This is a genomic window from Flavobacterium frigidum (genome assembly GCF_048286735.1).
Lineage (GTDB): Bacteria > Bacteroidota > Bacteroidia > Flavobacteriales > Flavobacteriaceae > Flavobacterium.
The window spans coordinates 1-17,112 of sequence record NZ_JBLVPU010000021.1 but is presented as its reverse complement, the minus strand read 5'-3'; the positions used below and the strand labels follow the sequence as shown (position 1 = coordinate 17,112).

Annotated in this window: 14 protein-coding genes and 2 pseudogenes; 7 read left to right on the top strand and 9 right to left on the bottom strand. The window is 34.5% G+C overall.

The window, feature by feature from the left end:
* The first annotated feature begins 132 nt into the window (after positions 1 to 132).
* Together ACNQGO_RS12380 and ACNQGO_RS12375 are read left to right on the top strand one after the other, a co-directional pair.
* Positions 133 to 942 carry an alpha/beta hydrolase gene (locus ACNQGO_RS12380; protein ID WP_417985435.1) on the top strand — a complete coding sequence of 270 codons (810 nt, stop codon included), beginning with the start codon at positions 133 to 135 and terminating at the stop codon, positions 940 to 942.
* A gap of 357 nt (positions 943 to 1,299) precedes the next feature.
* The gene (locus tag ACNQGO_RS12375) at positions 1,300 to 2,934 is read left to right on the top strand and encodes an ABC-F family ATP-binding cassette domain-containing protein (RefSeq protein ID WP_417985434.1); all 1,635 of its coding nucleotides are present in this window, start codon (positions 1,300 to 1,302) and stop codon (positions 2,932 to 2,934) included.
* Between the two features lie 57 nt (positions 2,935 to 2,991).
* Here the strand turns inward: ACNQGO_RS12375 and ACNQGO_RS12370 are convergent, their stop codons facing one another.
* Both ACNQGO_RS12370 and ACNQGO_RS12365 read right to left on the bottom strand, forming a co-directional pair.
* Positions 2,992 to 3,276, bottom strand: a complete 285-nt coding sequence (locus ACNQGO_RS12370; RefSeq protein WP_417985433.1) for a GNAT family N-acetyltransferase — start codon at positions 3,274 to 3,276, stop codon at positions 2,992 to 2,994.
* A gap of 16 nt (positions 3,277 to 3,292) precedes the next feature.
* Complete coding sequence (locus ACNQGO_RS12365) at positions 3,293 to 4,009, bottom strand: pirin family protein (RefSeq protein ID WP_417985432.1); 717 nt, start codon at positions 4,007 to 4,009, stop codon at positions 3,293 to 3,295.
* A 118-nt stretch (positions 4,010 to 4,127) separates the two neighbouring features.
* On the opposite strand from ACNQGO_RS12365, the gene ACNQGO_RS12360 reads away from it, so the two are divergent.
* Entirely contained in the window at positions 4,128 to 4,793 is a 666-nt protein-coding gene (locus tag ACNQGO_RS12360) for an alpha/beta hydrolase (protein WP_417985431.1), read from the top strand.
* A gap of 177 nt (positions 4,794 to 4,970) precedes the next feature.
* On the opposite strand, the gene ACNQGO_RS12355 is transcribed toward ACNQGO_RS12360, so the two are convergent.
* A complete protein-coding gene (locus ACNQGO_RS12355; protein ID WP_417971123.1) occupies positions 4,971 to 5,654 on the bottom strand; it encodes a TlpA family protein disulfide reductase in 684 nt (227 codons plus the stop codon).
* A 149-nt stretch (positions 5,655 to 5,803) separates the two neighbouring features.
* Positions 5,804 to 6,319, bottom strand: a complete 516-nt coding sequence (locus ACNQGO_RS12350; RefSeq protein WP_417944136.1) for a DUF2892 domain-containing protein — start codon at positions 6,317 to 6,319, stop codon at positions 5,804 to 5,806.
* 164 nt (positions 6,320 to 6,483) lie between these two features.
* Here ACNQGO_RS12350 and rpmH point away from each other — a divergent pair, with 164 nt between their 5' ends.
* Both rpmH and carB read left to right on the top strand, forming a co-directional pair.
* Complete coding sequence (gene rpmH / locus ACNQGO_RS12345) at positions 6,484 to 6,645, top strand: 50S ribosomal protein L34 (protein ID WP_007136275.1); 162 nt, start codon at positions 6,484 to 6,486, stop codon at positions 6,643 to 6,645.
* A gap of 152 nt (positions 6,646 to 6,797) precedes the next feature.
* Positions 6,798 to 9,650, top strand: a complete 2,853-nt coding sequence (gene carB, locus ACNQGO_RS12340) for a carbamoyl-phosphate synthase large subunit (RefSeq protein ID WP_417985430.1) — start codon at positions 6,798 to 6,800, stop codon at positions 9,648 to 9,650.
* Between the two features lie 131 nt (positions 9,651 to 9,781).
* On the opposite strand, the gene ACNQGO_RS12335 is transcribed toward carB, so the two are convergent.
* From ACNQGO_RS12335 to ACNQGO_RS12325, 3 genes are all read right to left on the bottom strand, one after another.
* Entirely contained in the window at positions 9,782 to 12,211 is a 2,430-nt protein-coding gene (locus ACNQGO_RS12335) for a zinc-dependent metalloprotease (RefSeq protein WP_417985429.1), read from the bottom strand.
* Between the two features lie 228 nt (positions 12,212 to 12,439).
* Positions 12,440 to 12,853, bottom strand: coding sequence for a type II toxin-antitoxin system VapC family toxin (locus ACNQGO_RS12330; protein WP_417985428.1), 414 nt, complete (start codon positions 12,851 to 12,853; stop codon positions 12,440 to 12,442).
* Positions 12,850 to 13,098 (bottom strand): DUF6364 family protein, encoded by a 249-nt coding sequence (locus ACNQGO_RS12325; protein ID WP_417985427.1) that lies wholly within the window; start codon positions 13,096 to 13,098, stop codon positions 12,850 to 12,852. The genes ACNQGO_RS12330 and ACNQGO_RS12325 overlap by 4 nt, the downstream gene beginning before the upstream one ends.
* A 179-nt stretch (positions 13,099 to 13,277) precedes the next feature.
* Between ACNQGO_RS12325 and ACNQGO_RS12320 the strand changes: the two are divergent.
* A pseudogene (locus ACNQGO_RS12320) lies at positions 13,278 to 13,737 on the top strand (transposase); the annotation flags it as partial.
* 311 nt (positions 13,738 to 14,048) lie between these two features.
* Here ACNQGO_RS12320 and fic read toward each other — a convergent pair.
* Positions 14,049 to 14,600, bottom strand: a complete 552-nt coding sequence (gene fic / locus ACNQGO_RS12315) for a protein adenylyltransferase Fic (protein WP_417947467.1) — start codon at positions 14,598 to 14,600, stop codon at positions 14,049 to 14,051.
* A 224-nt stretch (positions 14,601 to 14,824) separates the two neighbouring features.
* On the opposite strand from fic, the pseudogene ACNQGO_RS12310 reads away from it, so the two are divergent.
* Positions 14,825 to 15,350 (top strand): annotated as a pseudogene (locus ACNQGO_RS12310) (transposase); the annotation flags it as partial.
* A gap of 228 nt (positions 15,351 to 15,578) precedes the next feature.
* On the opposite strand, the gene ACNQGO_RS12305 reads toward ACNQGO_RS12310, so the two are convergent.
* On the bottom strand, positions 15,579 to 16,949 hold the full coding sequence (locus ACNQGO_RS12305) for a S41 family peptidase (protein ID WP_417985426.1): 1,371 nt from the start codon (positions 16,947 to 16,949) through the stop codon (positions 15,579 to 15,581).
* Positions 16,950 to 17,112: the final 163 nt, after the last annotated feature.

The window sequence follows — 17,112 nt, the reverse complement described above, 5'->3', positions numbered from 1 at the left end:
TTTATTTAAACTGATTAAATCTTTGATCTCTTAGAAAATGGTTTAAGATTATTGTTTATATTTAAGTTTACTAAATTTATTTTTTGTTCACTATTAATTATTTTTTGCGTTTCTTAATTTAAATATAATTACATGAAAACAATCAAATTTGTTTTGGTTACACTTTTTGTTTTTTTAGGATTTATTTATGCACTGATATTATTGTATGTTTATTTTTATCAAGGAGAAATGATTTTTAATGCTTCAAAACTTCCGAGCGATTATAAATTTGAATTTGAAGGGGATTTTGAAGAACTTTCTATTCCATCATATGATAATGTAAAGTTACACGGAATTTTGTTCAAGATTAAAAAACCAAAGGGGTTACTGTTTTATTTACATGGAAATTCGGGAGCCTTAGATACATGGGGAAATATCGCAAGTATATATAATGATTTAGGATATGATATTTTTATTTTAGATTATAGAGGATTCGGGAAAAGTGAAGGAGTAGTTGAAAATGAGGCGCAGGTTAACAATGATGTTTTGTTTGCATATCAAAAATTATTGTCAAAGTACAAAGAAGATAAAATAACTGTCATAGGCTATTCAATAGGGACTGGACCAGCAACCTATTTGTCATCACGATCAAATCCTAAAAGTTTGATATTGCAAGCGCCATATTATAATTTTTTGGAATATTCAGAAACCAGAGTTCCATTTGTTCCTGATTTTTTAAAGAAATTTAAATTTGAAACCAATATATTTATAACAAAAGTTAAAGCACCTATTTATATTTTTCACGGAGATATAGACAACATAATTCCAATGTATAACTCTGTAGAATTGAGTAAAATGCTAAAATCAAATGATCACTTTTATATTTTGAAAAACCAAGGTCATATAGGTATGAGTGAGAATCAAGAATATCTTTCGGACCTGAACAACGTACTATCTAAGTAATGTAAACAATAAAGTAAAGTTATTTTATCCTAAAAAATAAAAAAAAATTAATGTTAAAACATATTTTGGAAGTACTAATAAAATAGGGTTTATATCTCTTAACGTGGAGTGTTTTTTTTTATAATCCATTTTAGTAGTAAATAGATATAACAATTTATTGGTTGTATCGTAACATTGAATTTATTCAAAAAAATTCCGCCAATTCGCTAATTTTAAATTCGTGAATTAGCGGTTTTTAGTTTTTGGCATAAAAAATTAATAATTGCTCAATTCCTTATTTAAGCTATCTTTGCACTTTCAAAAAAAATCTTGCTAAGAGTCTAGAAGTCTAAGCATTCTAAAAATCTAAAAATCTGAATGATTACAGTTAACGATATTTTCGTACAATTTGGTGGAACAACGCTTTTTAGTGACGTTTCTTTTGCCATAAATGAAAATGATAAAATTGCCCTTATGGGTAAAAATGGAGCAGGAAAATCGACTCTTCTTAAGATAATTGCTGGACAAAGCAAGCCGTCAACTGGTAATATCTCGGCGCCAAAAGATGCGATAGTAGCTTATTTGCCTCAGCATTTATTGGCTACTGATGGCGCAACGGTTATGGAAGAAACCTCAAAAGCGTTTGGTGAAATCTTTGGTATGAAAGCCGAAATAGACGAAATCAATGAGCAATTAACGATTCGTACCGATTATGAAAGTGATGCCTACATGAAATTGATCGAACGCGTTTCTGACCTGAGTGAGAAATTTTATGCGATTGAAGAAGTAAATTACGAAGCCGAAGTAGAGAAAATTCTACTGGGTCTAGGATTTGTTAGGGAAGACTTTAACCGCCAAACTACAGAATTTTCTGGAGGTTGGAGAATGCGAATTGAACTCGCTAAAATCCTATTACAAAAACCAGATTTAATTTTGCTAGATGAGCCTACCAACCACATGGATATCGAAAGTATTCAATGGTTAGAGGATTTTTTGATTAATTCAGCCAAGGCAGTCGTGGTTATTTCACACGATAGAGCTTTTGTAGATAATATTACCAATCGGACTATTGAAGTAACGATGGGACGTATTTATGATTATAAAGCCAAATATTCTCATTATTTAGAATTAAGAAAAGACAGAAGAGTACACCAGCAAAAAGCGTATGACGAGCAACAACGCATGATTGCGGATAACCGGACTTTTATTGACCGTTTTAAAGGTACATTTTCAAAAACCGATGCCGTGCAATCGCGTGTAAAAATGCTGGAAAAATTAGTTATAGTGCAGGTTGACGAAGTAGATACATCAGCATTGAAATTAAAATTTCCACCAGCAGCACGTTCTGGACAATATCCAGTAATCGTGAAAGATTTGTCAAAATCATACGGAGATCATGTCGTTTTCAAAGATGCCAATATTGTTATTGAAAGAGGTGAAAAAGTCGCTTTCGTGGGGAAAAATGGTGAAGGAAAATCTACGATGATCAAAGCCATTATGAAAGAAATTGAAATTAATGGCGGAAGTTTAGAAATTGGGCACAACGCACAAATTGGTTATTTTGCGCAAAACCAAGCTTCGTTGTTAGATGAAAATGCTACTATTTTTGAAACCATAGACGATATTGCTGTTGGTGATGTGCGAACAAAAATCAAAGATATTTTAGGTGCTTTTATGTTTCAAGGAGACGATGTTACCAAGAAGGTAAAAGTACTTTCTGGTGGAGAAAAAACCCGTTTGGCAATGATAAAATTATTGCTCGAGCCAGTTAATGTATTGATTCTAGATGAGCCATCGAATCACCTTGATATGAAAACCAAAGACATTATCAAAGATGCTTTACGTGATTTTGATGGAACTTTAATTTTAGTTTCTCACGATAGGGATTTCCTTGACGGATTGGCGACTAAAGTTTTTGAATTTGGAAATAAACGAGTTGTAGAGCATTTTGAAGACATCACTGGTTTCTTGGCTCACAAGAAAATGGAAAACATGCGAGAGATTGAAAAGTAATTCTAGTAAATTAATAATAAATAAAAACGGCTGTGTTTTCAAAGACACAGCCGTTTTTTATAGGCGGATTCCTGGTGGAAGTAATTCTTTGTAAACCGGGTTTTTCTTAAAAAAGACTACTATTTTGGGCAAAATAGGTACTACTTTTAATTTTCGTTCTATTGCAATTTCCATTATGTTTTTTAAAAAATCAGTAAGGAATTCCTCGTCTTCGTAGCCATCTGGAGCGTGTATTTTGGTGAGGAATATTTTCTTTTCTTGAAAGGAGTATTCCACCGTAACTAATCCTTGTACGGTTGTGGTTTCAAATTGTCTTGAAAAAGCATTATCTTTAATTTCCATGGGAATTGTATTGCTACTACTGCATTGGTACTTCGACCAAAAGTATTTTTGATTGGGAATTGATGCTGATGTCAAAGGCATCAAAATTGGTTATTCCCATGGCATCTCTTGCCTTTAAAATTTGATTATTAACCGTTATTTCGCCTTCGATTAAAAATAAATAAACACCGTTATTAGGAATTTGAACCTGATATGTTGTGTTGCTATTGGCGTCAAATATTCCTATGTGAAAAAAAGTTTTTTGGTAGACCCAAAGCGCGTTACCATCATTTTGATCCTTTGGTGAAACAACGTTAACAAAGGTATTGATTTGATTTTCAATATCAAATGATTTCTGGTCGTATCTGGGTGCAACTTCCTCAGTGTCAGGAAAAACCCATAATTGCAGTGTTTTTGCATGGTCAGTAGCACTAGCATTCATTTCAGAATGTTCTACGCCGCTTCCTGCACTCATGACTTGCACTTCGCCAAAACGAATAATGCCTTCATTTCCCATACTGTCTTTGTGCATCAAACCGCCTTCGAGTGGTATGGTAATAATCTCCATATTGGCATGACCGTGGGTTCCAAAACCAGCTCCGGCTGCAATGGTATCGTCATTTAAAACGCGCAATTTTCCGAATTGTAAACGCTCTGGATTGAAATAATTGCCAAAAGAAAAGGAAAAATTAGCTTTAAGCCAACCGAAATCAGCTGTGCCTCTGGTATTGGCTTTGAATAATTGTGTAGTCATAAAGTAGTGCTAATATAAAGTTGATAATAGTCGAAGTTCAGATAAAAAAATTAATTTTATACCATACAAAATTCACTATAAAAAAGCGTAAAGTTGTTATAAAATCGTTAAAACAGTTATGAGTAAAATTCCCGTTTATTTTATGCCAGGATTGGCAGCCAGCGCTTTGATTTTTGAACGAATTGCACTTCCAAAAGATACATTTGAAATCTATTTATTAGAATGGGAAATTCCGTTAGATAATGAATCCTTGACTCATTATGCTAAGCGAATTTCCGAGAAAATTAAACATGAAAATCCAGTCTTAATTGGCGTTTCGTTTGGAGGTATTCTGGTTCAAGAAATGTCAAAACATCTTAATGCTCGCAAAGTACTTATTATTTCGAGTGTCAAAAGTAATCTAGAATTCCCTCTAAGATTGAAACTTGCCAAAACAACTAAAGCTTATAAACTTATTCCGATGAGTTTGATTTTGAATATAGAGTCTTTGGCTAAATTTTCCTTTGGCGAAAAAGTAAACCAACGCCTTAAGTTATATGAAAAGTTTTTGTCTGTTCGGGATATTAGGTATCTCAATTGGGCTGTAGAGCAAGTTGTTTTATGGGATAGAACTGTAATTGATGAAAGTGTAATTCACATTCACGGCGATATGGATGATGTTTTTCCGATTAAAAATATTAAGGATTGTATCGTAGTCAAGGGAGGCACTCATATTATGATTTTAAATAAATACAAATGGTTAAACGAGAATTTACCGCGTATAATCAGTACGGGCAGTGTTTAGTATGGGTTGTTTAGTGAGAAGATACTATTTGTGCAACTATTTTTCAGTTCATCACTAATAGAATTACAAGTGCTTGTTCATTGTTGGCGTATTGATTGTTGCATTTTGCTATAAAAGGGAGTGTTGTAGAATAGCTTTTTTTTTATAACTGCACTGTAGACAGTAACAGAATCAGGATTAAGGCTTGTCAATTAAACTTAATTTGGTATTTATGGGTCTAATAATTCCTTCAAAAAGAGTGTAGCTAAAAGCAAATGCCGCATCCTTAGAAATTTTAATTTTATTCTGATTTTTGATTCGGTTGATATTGACTACTTTTTTATTTTCGTCTATTAAATATGCGGCAGGTAATCCTACTGTGTGTTTTAAAATGGCCACGATTTTAAAGTCATTTCTGTAGGCCTCATTCGCGTAGCAAATTTTAATTTTAGAGTTGAACTGATTTACCGTTTTCTTCAAATTCTCCCGCTTATCCCAAAATACAACAACAATTTGTAAATCATTAGCGTATTTGTTGGCAAGTTCATTCAAAGCAGGAGCATCTCCTTTATTGCGTACGCACCAACTGGCGTAGGTGACTAATAAAATTGTTTTTTTTATTTTGTTTAAGATGACTTTTTTAGATTTATATCCTTTTATAGTAAAATCATCAAACCGAGTGCCGTTAAGTTTGTATTGAACTAGTGAATCAAATAATCGCTTTCCTTCTTCAAAGTCCTTATTCTCAAAGGCTGAAGTACTTGCTAGGCGATAAGGTTTAATATTTAGTTTTACAGCATCAGAAAAGTAGACAATGCTGTCTTGCGCATAAATGCTGGTAGTACACAAGAAAAATAGTATTATATGTAATTTTATCTGCATAATTTTTACTATATGGCATAAATTTATCTTTATTTATCAACCAATATCAATAAAATCGTTAAACAGTAAAAAAAAACGACGAAAAGCATATTTCATAAAAAAACCACCTACAATTGTAAGTGGTTTAAAATTAATTTGTTCAACAGGTGTTAAATTTTCTTCATTTGTTCTTTCATCATCACAATTTGTTCTTTCAACATATTTTGCTTGTCTAATTTTTTAGCTTCGTTTAATAAGGTGGTAGCTTCTAGCTTTCTTCTGCGTGTCATTGCTACACCTGCGAGGTTTAATTTGGCTACAGCCAAATCCATATCCATAGATAATCCTAGTTCAATTGCTTTTTTGAAGTATTTCTCTGCTTGGTTGATGTTGGTTTGTGAAAGCATGATGCCGTGCAGGTAATTAAAGTATCCTTGTTGTTTTTGAACCAAAGCGGTTTCTGGATTTTTGATGTAAGCCAGCCATTTTTTAGCTCCTTCGAAATCTTGTTTTCTTAGTTTTAGAAATGCAAGTAAAATGAATTCATTTTTAAAGTATAGAAAAATGGGTATAGCACTCAATACTATTAGGAAAATTCCATTACCAATATTACTTTCTGTAAATTGCCAAATGCCAGTAGCGATAATAAGTCCGGCGATAATAAGTTTAATATTTCTGTGAAACATAGCAGGTTTATTTTAAGATCGCAAATATAGTAAAATGAATTGAAAATAATTTTACAAAAGGGCTTGTGAGAAAAAAAAGTCTTTGTATATTTGCACTCGGTTTTAGAATAACTGTTATTCAAAATTAAGAAGACATATAAATAAGATTTTAAAGATAAAAAGCAATGAGCAAAAGAACGTTTCAACCATCGAAAAGAAAAAGAAGAAATAAGCACGGATTTATGGACAGAATGGCTTCTGCAAATGGAAGAAAAGTTCTTGCGCGTAGAAGAGCAAAAGGAAGACATAAATTGACTGTTTCTTGTGAACCAAGACACAAAAAATAATGTTTGTATAAACATAAATAAGGCGTTACTTTTTTTAGTATCGCCTTTTTTTATACCTAGTCGGTAAAAAAAGACACCAGATTTTAAGTTAAAAGAACTGATTGCAGTAACTTTAATCTTTTCAAAAAAACAACTACACAACACACTACAAAATGCCAAAAGACAATTCCATAAAATCCGTTTTGATAATAGGCTCAGGACCTATAGTAATTGGTCAAGCCTGTGAATTTGATTATGCAGGATCACAATCTGCTCGTTCTATTCGTGAAGAGGGAATAGAGGTGATCTTAATCAACTCGAACCCAGCTACTATTATGACTGATCCCTCTATGGCAGATCACATCTACTTGAAGCCGTTGACAACCAAATCAATCATTGAAATCCTAAAAGCCCATCCTCAAATTGATGCGGTTTTACCAACAATGGGCGGACAAACGGCTTTGAACTTGTGTCTTGAAGCTGATGAAAAAGGAATTTGGGCTGATTTTGGTGTAAAAATGATTGGTGTTGATGTTAATGCCATTAACATTACAGAAGACAGAGAACAGTTTAAGCAATTGTTAAAAAAAATAAATGTTCCATCGGCACCTGCTGAAATTTGTACGTCCTACCTGAGAGGGAAAGAGATTGCGCAGGAATTTGGTTTCCCGTTAGTGATTCGTCCTTCGTTTACATTAGGAGGAACGGGAGCGGCGATTGTGTATAAAAAAGAAGATTTCGATGAGCTTTTGACTCGCGGTCTTGAGGCGTCGCCCATTCATGAAGTTCTGATTGATAAAGCTTTGATGGGCTGGAAAGAATACGAATTGGAATTATTGAGGGATAAGAATGATAACGTAGTGATTATTTGTTCGATCGAAAATATGGACCCAATGGGGATTCACACTGGAGATTCGATTACGGTTGCGCCGGCAATGACTTTATCGGATACCACATTCCAAAGAATGCGTGATTATGCTATTTTAATGATGCGAAGCATAGGGAATTTTGCTGGAGGATGTAACGTGCAGTTTGCCGTTTCGCCAGATGAAAAAGAAGATATTGTAGCCATTGAGATCAATCCTCGTGTATCGCGTTCCTCAGCATTAGCATCAAAAGCAACAGGTTATCCTATTGCGAAAATTGCGTCTAAACTTGCTTTGGGATACAATTTGGATGAATTGCAAAACCAAATTACTAAGTCAACATCAGCTTTATTCGAACCAACATTGGATTATGTAATTGTAAAAATACCACGTTGGAACTTTGATAAATTTGAAGGAGCTGACCGAACATTAGGACTTCAAATGAAATCTGTAGGCGAAGTAATGGGAATTGGACGTTCGTTCCAAGAAGCTTTGCACAAAGCGACTCAATCACTTGAAATAAAAAGAAATGGGTTAGGAGCTGACGGAAAAGGCTACACCAATTATGAACAAATTATAGAGAAACTTACCTACGCCAGTTGGGACCGTGTTTTTGTGATTTATGATGCTATCGCATTGGGAATTCCATTGAGCCGCATTCATGAAATTACAAAAATAGATATGTGGTTCTTGAAACAATATGAAGAGCTTTATACATTAGAAAAGGAAATTTCTAACTTTAAAGTTGAAACTTTGCCAAGAGAATTGTTACTAGAAGCGAAACAAAAAGGTTTTGCCGACAGACAAATTGCGCACATGATGGGTTGTTTAGAAAGCCAAGTGCATACGTTGCGAACTACAATGAACATTAATCGTGTATTCAAACTGGTTGATACTTGCGCAGCGGAGTTCAAAGCAAAAACACCATATTACTATTCGACATTTGAAGCCGAAATAGAAAAAGCAGATGGAACGCGTTACGTTGACAACGAAAGTATCGTTACAGATAAAAAGAAAATAATTGTACTTGGCTCAGGGCCAAATAGAATTGGACAAGGAATAGAATTTGATTATTCCTGTGTGCATGGTGTACTTGCCGCCAAAGAATGTGGTTACGAGACCATCATGATCAATTGTAATCCAGAAACGGTTTCTACCGATTTTGATACTGCTGATAAATTGTATTTTGAACCAGTTTTCTGGGAGCATATTTATGATATTATTCAGCATGAAAAACCAGAAGGCGTTATCGTTCAATTGGGCGGGCAAACTGCTTTGAAACTAGCGGAGAAATTATCAAAATACGGAATCAAAATCATTGGTACTAGTTTTGACGCATTGGATTTGGCCGAGGACAGAGGTCGTTTTTCGGAACTTTTAACGGAGTTGAACATCCCATTTCCACAATTTGGAATTGCAGAAACAGCTGATGAAGCTGCTGCTCTTGCAGATACGTTAGACTTTCCATTACTGATTCGTCCTTCGTATGTGTTGGGTGGTCAGGGAATGAAAATTGTAATCAACAAACAAGAACTGGAGGAGCATGTAATCAATTTATTGAAAACGATTCCAGGAAATAAATTGCTATTAGACCATTATTTAGATGGCGCGATTGAAGCGGAAGCCGATGCTATTTGCGACGGAGAAAATGTGTACATCATAGGAATTATGGAGCACATCGAGCCTTGCGGTGTGCACTCTGGAGATAGTAACGCTACTTTACCACCTTTTAACTTAGGGGAATTTGTGATGCAGCAGATAAAAGACCATACTAAGAAAATAGCTTTGGCATTGCGAACCGTTGGTTTAATCAACATCCAGTTTGCGATAAAACATGATATCGTTTATATCATTGAAGCTAATCCTAGAGCGTCTCGTACAGTTCCGTTTATTGCAAAAGCGTACGGCGAACCGTATGTGAACTATGCTACTAAAGTCATGCTGGGTCATAACAAAGTAACCGACTTCACTTTTAACCCACAATTGAAAGGATTTGCCATCAAACAACCGGTTTTCTCGTTTAGTAAGTTCCATAATGTGAATAAAGCATTAGGACCAGAGATGAAATCAACAGGAGAAAGTATCTTGTTTATTGATGACTTAAAAGACGATCAATTCTACGAATTATACTCCAGAAGAAAAATGTATTTGAGTAAATAAAGGCTTGAATTATAAGTTGAAAAAGTTCCATTTTGAACATGTCCCAAATAGTGTCTAACTTTTTGGGGCATGTTCAAATCGCGGAACTTTTAAATATTAAATAGAACAAAAAAATCTCGAAAACAGTAATTTTATTCTACTCCGCAACCTATTGGGGAACCTGGCGGCGGTACTTGGTCCAAAGTCGGTTTTGCTTTTTCCGGAGACTTCATTCTTTCCAAGAGGAGCAATAAATGCCCCTTGTATGAAGTGTCTGTTGTGGTTTTTAATTGTGCCGTTGCATAAGTTTTTAAATCATCTATAGCTTTAAGTAATTCAGCTTTGGTAGCAAAAGAGGCTTCATCGTTTATCGAAGTTGCCAGTATATACGTGAGCAGAAGTTGTTCGTTTTGCTGCTGAATTAGCTTTTGAAATCCTTTCAAGCGTGATGCTTTCCATGTTTTGCTGCTAAGCACACTGATCATATCATCGATACCCAAGCCATTATTTTCTACTTGGAATTCTACTAATCTATTCAAACGGCTAGTGTTAAATAAAAAGGACAATGGAATATCGGCTGCGGCTTCGGCTGCTGCCAGCGGATCAAATGAAAGACCGGTTCTGCGATTAAATAATTCTCTGTTATAATCAGAGCCTGCAGGTCGCGGAGGAATTAATTTTAGTATATTTTCAGATATTTCCAATACTTTTGGATCTATACAGTCGGTGATTGCATTCAATGCATTAAGTTGATCTTCCTTAGTAACGGCGCGCATTATCATTTGTCCGTCTCCCTTTACGGCATAGGAATAATACAAGCCACCAACTACTTTAGAAACAGCTTCTATTTGGTAGCGATGAAATAAATAAATGGGAACCAATACATCCTCCAGCATTGCCATTGATGTGCCTTTGCGAATGTTGTTTTGTCCAAATTGCGATAACGCTTTTGCTCGAACCTTCATTACGGTTTTTAGCTCCGTTACAGGGTCTTTGCCATTATCCCAAAGATGAGCATTTGGATGCATACCACCAGGATCCCGGGCGTCTCTATCTGAGATAAAAGTAAGCCCATTTTTTGAGGCATCGGTCAGCAGTTTATCAAGAGCTGCAGTTTCATTTGTTTCTTGTGGAAATTGTTCATAACCGTATTGGATGCTTAATTTGTCCCAATCACCAATTTCGTTAGTATATGCAGTACTGAGGTCTATTTCATTTTTACTGTTTAAGGTTACCATTGGTGGCGGATAATCCATTACACTTGCTCGGTCCTGTGCGCTCGAAATATAATTGTGCATTAGTCCCAATGTGTGACCTATTTCATGAGCTGCCAGCTGTTTTAGGCGTTGTAGGGCCATTTGCAGCATTTTATTATCGGCGGGTAAATCACCATTTTCAAAAGGCGCGAGCAGTCCTTGTGCAATTAGATAATCTTGGCGTACACGCAACGACCCTAAGGATACATTTCCCTTGATAATTTCACCGGTGCGTGGGTCAACAACGGAATTGCCAAAACTCCAACCTCTAGTAGCACGATGCACCCAGTTGATCACGTTATAGCGAAGGTCCATAGGATCTGCATCTTCGGGTAAAATTTTGACCTGAAACGCATTTATAAAGCCGGCTGCTTCAAAGGCTTGATTCCACCAGCTGGCACCTTCCATTAAAGCACTTCGTATCGGTTCAGGGGTGCCATTATCCAAATAATAAATGATAGGTTTTACGGCTTCGCTTTTTGCAGCAGTTGGATCTTTCTTTTGTAAACGATGCCGAATAATATAATTTTTTTGAATAGGTTCGGTTACTGGCGTACTATAATCAAAATAGGAATTGGTGTTGTATGGAGAACGAGCATCATGTACTCTTGTCTTAAAATTATTGTCCGGCAATTGTACAAAAGAATGGTGCATTCGCAATGTAATTGCTTCGGGTGCAGGTGTAACAGTATTTACATAATTGCCTGTTTTGCCATCTTTATTTACAAAAGTAACAGTCGTTTCTAACTCGGTATTAAGAGGAAAATTTTTAGTTCGTTGCAAATACATTGCACTTCGCGTAGGATCAATACTGTAACTGCCTTGTTTGGTGTTTTGCAAAGTGGTGGAAACTTGTAATGCATCACGCAATAAAAAATCAGTTGCATCCACTAACACGCTTCCATTACTTTCGGCTGAGACAATAAATCCCCATATTGTTGATTGGGCAAAAGATTGTTCTACAGCTCTTTTTTCAGCAAGGTCTCCACTAACAGCGCGGTAGGAATAATTAGGTTGAATCATTAAAATTTTATTCCCTATCCGATTAAATTTGACTATGTATGTTGTCCCTAAAATACCTCTGTCTAAACTTACTTCATTTGCGCCTAAGCCTGCTGGCAATGATGTTTGGTAAAGAATTTCTTCATCAAGTTTGTCTATTTGCAACCATATTTTTCCCGTACTCTCTTCCCAATAGAAATTAAAGAAACCAGTGTAAGGTCTCATGTTTTTTGTTTTTTCTAAAAGAGGAACGATGGTTTGCGCTTTTGCAAAAAATGGAAGTAAGAAAAGTATCAAAAGAAAGCGTTTCAAATGTATTTTCATAGTGATATGGGTTTGGTTTGTTATTATTTCCTCTAAAAAATTCTGTAACGATCTGAACGATACGTTACCGTTACTACATTGGGTTTGGAACTAAATTAAGTTTTATTTTCGGATTTGCCACTCGAGCGATAGTGAACAGGTTAAGCAAATTTTCTAAATACAAAATCAATTTTCTAGTAAGTCAAATATCCAAATTGCTTGTAGCGTGTATTAGTGGCAGTAGTCGCTTTATATAATGCTACTTAAATATTCCTCAGCGGTCATAATTGGAATAGTAGAGTGCTTAAAGTCTTTTCCGTTTCTGGTTATAATTATTGAGCAGTTAGATTGTAAAGCGCAAAAATATTGAACAGCATCTTCAAAATCTTTAAAACTCGAATTCAACGCTTTGTCAATTGTTTCCTCATTGACCTCACAAACTTCACAGATTATTTTAAACTTTCGAAGTTTATTCAAAACAGATTTGGATGTTTCATATTTGTTCAAAACGTAACCTATTGTCGTGAATGAAAGAGGTGAGACAATTAGAGTAAGCTTTTTTTGGTCTGCCAACGTAGCAACCTTAGCAATTGAATCAAAAAAAGGAACTCTTTCTCCCAACAAATCTAATATTACGTTGGTATCTAAAAATATCCTGCTCATTTGTGTTTTTGTTCTAAATAATCAGCACGATCTTTTTTATAATCATAATCAGCAGGAACTTTAATTCCTGATGAAAGACTTTTTACAAACGGCGAAATTTGTATGTCATTATTTGTTTTATCTGAAGTCAAAGAATTAAGGTAGTTTTCTATAATTCGAGATAAGCTTAATTTTTTTTCAGACGCATAATGTTTAGCTTTTTTAATTATTTCTTGGTCAAGCTTTAATGTGAGTTTAGTATTCATAACGTAAAATATTTATACGTACAAATATATAAATTTAGGACGGAATAAGTGTTGATTTCGATTTTTTTTGCGAATACTACCAACGTCAGTCTGTAAAAAAACTTCCGTTTTTTATACTCAAATATAGCAAAAAACCGGTATTAAAAGAAGATTTTTCGTATTTATTAGTATTCAAATGAGTTGTATTTGCAAAAAAACCTTTTGGAAGTCCTAAATCGGTGGTGGAATACTTAGGAAGATACACTCATAAAATTGCCATTACCAGCCAGAGAATCAAAAGCATCGACGGGCAAAATGTGACTTTTGTTTGCAAGGATTATCGAGTAGCGGGAGCTAAAAAAAAATTACACTTATGTATCTGGAGTTTATTCGGCGGTTTGCGTTGCATATTTTGCCTAAACGTTTTACTTCGTCAGTTCGCTCTATGGGCTCGGGTGTGAAGATCCGTCATTACGATTTTTTGAGCAGCATCCCGTAAAAACGGGACGTCAAAAATTGAAGCTTTTACAAGAGAAACTCAAAGTAAAAGTGCTAGAAAAAGTAGAAAAAAAGAGCTTTATGCCTAAATGTCCGTGTTGTATCCTCCGTGGCGGACAGGCGGGCAATTTACTTGTGATAATGGTTTTTGACCAGCGTGGTATCTTGATGGTAGCCAAAACACTATTCCCTGTAAAAGCTAAATTATGGGTAAGGTCATTTGTGCTTAATCCCGAAACTTCGGGAAAGGAAAACACTCAAAAAAAACAAATTAAAACTACTTCAAAAAAAAAGAGGATACTAGATCCTCTTGAAATTCTCTCTCTAAATTTTACGATAACTCCATAAGTGTTGACGGCCTATAATCGGTTTTACCGTAAAAACAATACTAGCTGTTCAATGCACGTTTCATTGTTCGGGTTGCAGCCGCAACAAAACCTTATCTGTTACCAGAAGACGCTTTTCCTAAAAATTTATTCTTCCTCTTTTTCGTAGCCTTCATAATAATATGACTGTTCAATTCCCTTGAAGATAATTTCTCTATCGTTAACTTCGTTAGATAGATTTTCTTGTAATAAAGTCCGTAATTCCAAATCATTAATAGGACTTCTTTCTATTGATTGTAAATAAAGAGTTTTGTCAACAAGTTGCCAATTTACAACTTTCTTAAGTCTGTTTTTTAAAATCATATCTAGCCAAATTCTCATAGATCTTCCGTTACCTTCCATAAAAGGATGAGCAATATTCATCTCGACATATTTAGCAATAATTTCTTGAAAATTGTTTTCTGGCATTTGCTCGATCTTCACTAAAATTTCAATTAGATATAAAGCGTTTGCAAATCTAAAACCGCCTTTTGAAATATTGAGTTTTCTTATTTCTCCAGCAAAATCATATAAACCATAAAATAGATAGCGGTGTATCTCTCTGAGGCCTTTTGTATTTCCGATTTCTATTTTGTCAATATCGTTCGATTCAAACAATCGATATGCGTTTTCTAAACTATTCTTGTCAATGTTTTTCATATAGATTTAGCTCCAATGTAAGTCTATTACAAAAATACTTTAAATGGATGAAATTATTATAGAAATGATAAAATTTTCTTATTTGTAGGGGTTTACAACGTGCGTTTTTGCGCTTTCTGGTAATGTTCGTCAGTCTGTGGAAAATCTTCCGTTTTATTATGCTCTAATATAGCAAAAAATTGGTATTAAAAGGAGATTTTTCGTATATATTAGTATTCAAATGAGTTGTATTTGCAAAGAAACCTTTTGGAAGTATAAAGTCAGTGGTGGCATATCTAGTAGGTTACACCCATAAAAATCCCATTAGCTACCAGAGAATCAAAAGCATTGAGGGGCAAAATGTGACTTTTGTTTTCAAGGATTACCGGGTAGCGGGAGCTAAAAAATAAATTACACTTATGCATCTGGAGTTTATTCGGCGGTTTGCGTTGCATATTTTGCCTAAACGTTTTACTTCGTCAGTTCGCCCTATGGACTCGGGTGTGAAAATATGGCATTATGGTTTTTTGAGCAGTATCCCGCAAAAACGGGACAGGCTCTGGAAGCGTCAAAAATTGAAGCTTTTACAGGAAAAGCTTAAGGTAAAAGTGTTAAAAAAAAGTAGAAAAGAAGCCTTTTTTGCCTAAATGTCCGTGTTGTAAAATGGGCAATTTACATCGGATAGCGGTTTTTGACCAGCGTGGTCCACCTCCCGAAGCGTCGGGATGGTATCTTGGCGGTGGCCAAAACACTATTCCCTATAAAAGCTAATTTTGTGGGTAAGGGCATGTATGCCTAATCCCGAAACTTTGGCACAGGAAAACACGTAAAAACCATCTTGATTTTACCCCACAAAAAAAGAGGCACACTTGCCTCTTGAAATTCTCTCTCTAAACTTTACGATAACTCCATAGTTCCTGCCAATGACCGGTTCCGTTCAACCGGAGTTTCATTGTTCGTGCTGCGCACGCAACGAAACTCTAGCTGTTGGCAGAAGTATTAATTTTTTATTAGTTCGTTAATTACTTTTTCCAATGCTTCCTCCGATTTTGTTTCTATGTCAGGCAAAACCCCATTTTGTTCAATTCTATATCCATCAGAAGTGTAATAATCAGCAGTTGGTATGTACATGTAAAAATTATTAAGCAAACTAAATTTTTCCGCATTTAGCATGGCTCCAGCGGTTTTTGTGCCGACAATGGTTGCTCGTTTTTGAGTTTTTAATTCATATACCAATGGTTCACAAGTACTTGCTGTTTTTGTATTTGTTAATATAAAAAGGTTTCCTTTATAATTAATATCGTTTGGAATTACCTTAAGATACAAACCTTCTTTATTGTGAATGCCATTAATAATCAATTCGTAATTTGATTTACTAAAAAAATCAAATTGATCGTACTGCGTTAAACTAGGTATTTTATTGTTTTTATTAAACCATTTCTGAGTTAAAAATAACCCTCCATTTATTGGTTTTGCAAATACATAATTTGCAAATGTCATTCCAGATTCTACTGTTCCCCCAGAATTATCTCTTAAATCGACTATAAGATTTTTGTAGTTTTTGGAAATAACTATTTTAAAAATACTATCCATTTCGGATGATGAACCATCAAAAGAGTTGATTTTTAAATATCCTGTGCTAATAGATTTTTCTTCAAAAGCAACACAGTTCTTTTTTGTTATATTATTTTCGTCCTTAGATAATGATTTAAGAAGGGCAAAATGTGATGTTTTCAATTTATTGCCGAAATAATAGAATGCACTTACCATTTCTAAATCATCGTGAATATCTGGAATAATTTCATTCATATTCTCAATAAATTTTTTCCATTCATTTTCTTCAAGTAAAGATTTTCTATAAATTTTATCTCTTGTTTTATTTATTGCTTCTGCAAATAATTTAGAATAATCTTCAAGTGGTAATTTAACATTTTTTCTGCTACCGATAACATTTCCAATTGTTTTAAGATTTTTTTTACTTAACGCAATATTAATGCTATCTTTTATAATTTCTCCAATAAAATTGTAGTTCCCCATCGACGATACCAAAACACCTTTAAGTTTAACTACATCATCTTCTTCAGTAAATTCACCTTTTTCAACCCGTATAAGCGAACCATTTTTAAAATTGCTCATTCCTCGCATCAGTGGTGCTTTTGCTTTTCCTAGTAGCAATTTGTCGGCATCTTTTCTCGAAAATGCTTTGTAGGTATTGGCCTCACTCTCAATTTCTAAAATAGTTGTAACCACACCAATGTCTGGTAATGATAAATTTACAAGCCATTTACCATTAATTTTGTTGTTCCCTTTTATTTGAGCATTCAAATTAAAGCAACTTAAAATTAGTAAGAGTAAAAATATTTTTTTCATTTTTATTGATTTTAGATAAGTTTTCTGTTTTTCAAATATTACTGCCAACGTCAGTTCGTCTAAAAACCTCCAAACAAACTGTATTTTGTTACTCATGGAGTAAATATATGTTATTTAAACTACATTTAAACTTCGTTCTATTAAAACTCGCTTTATGATTATT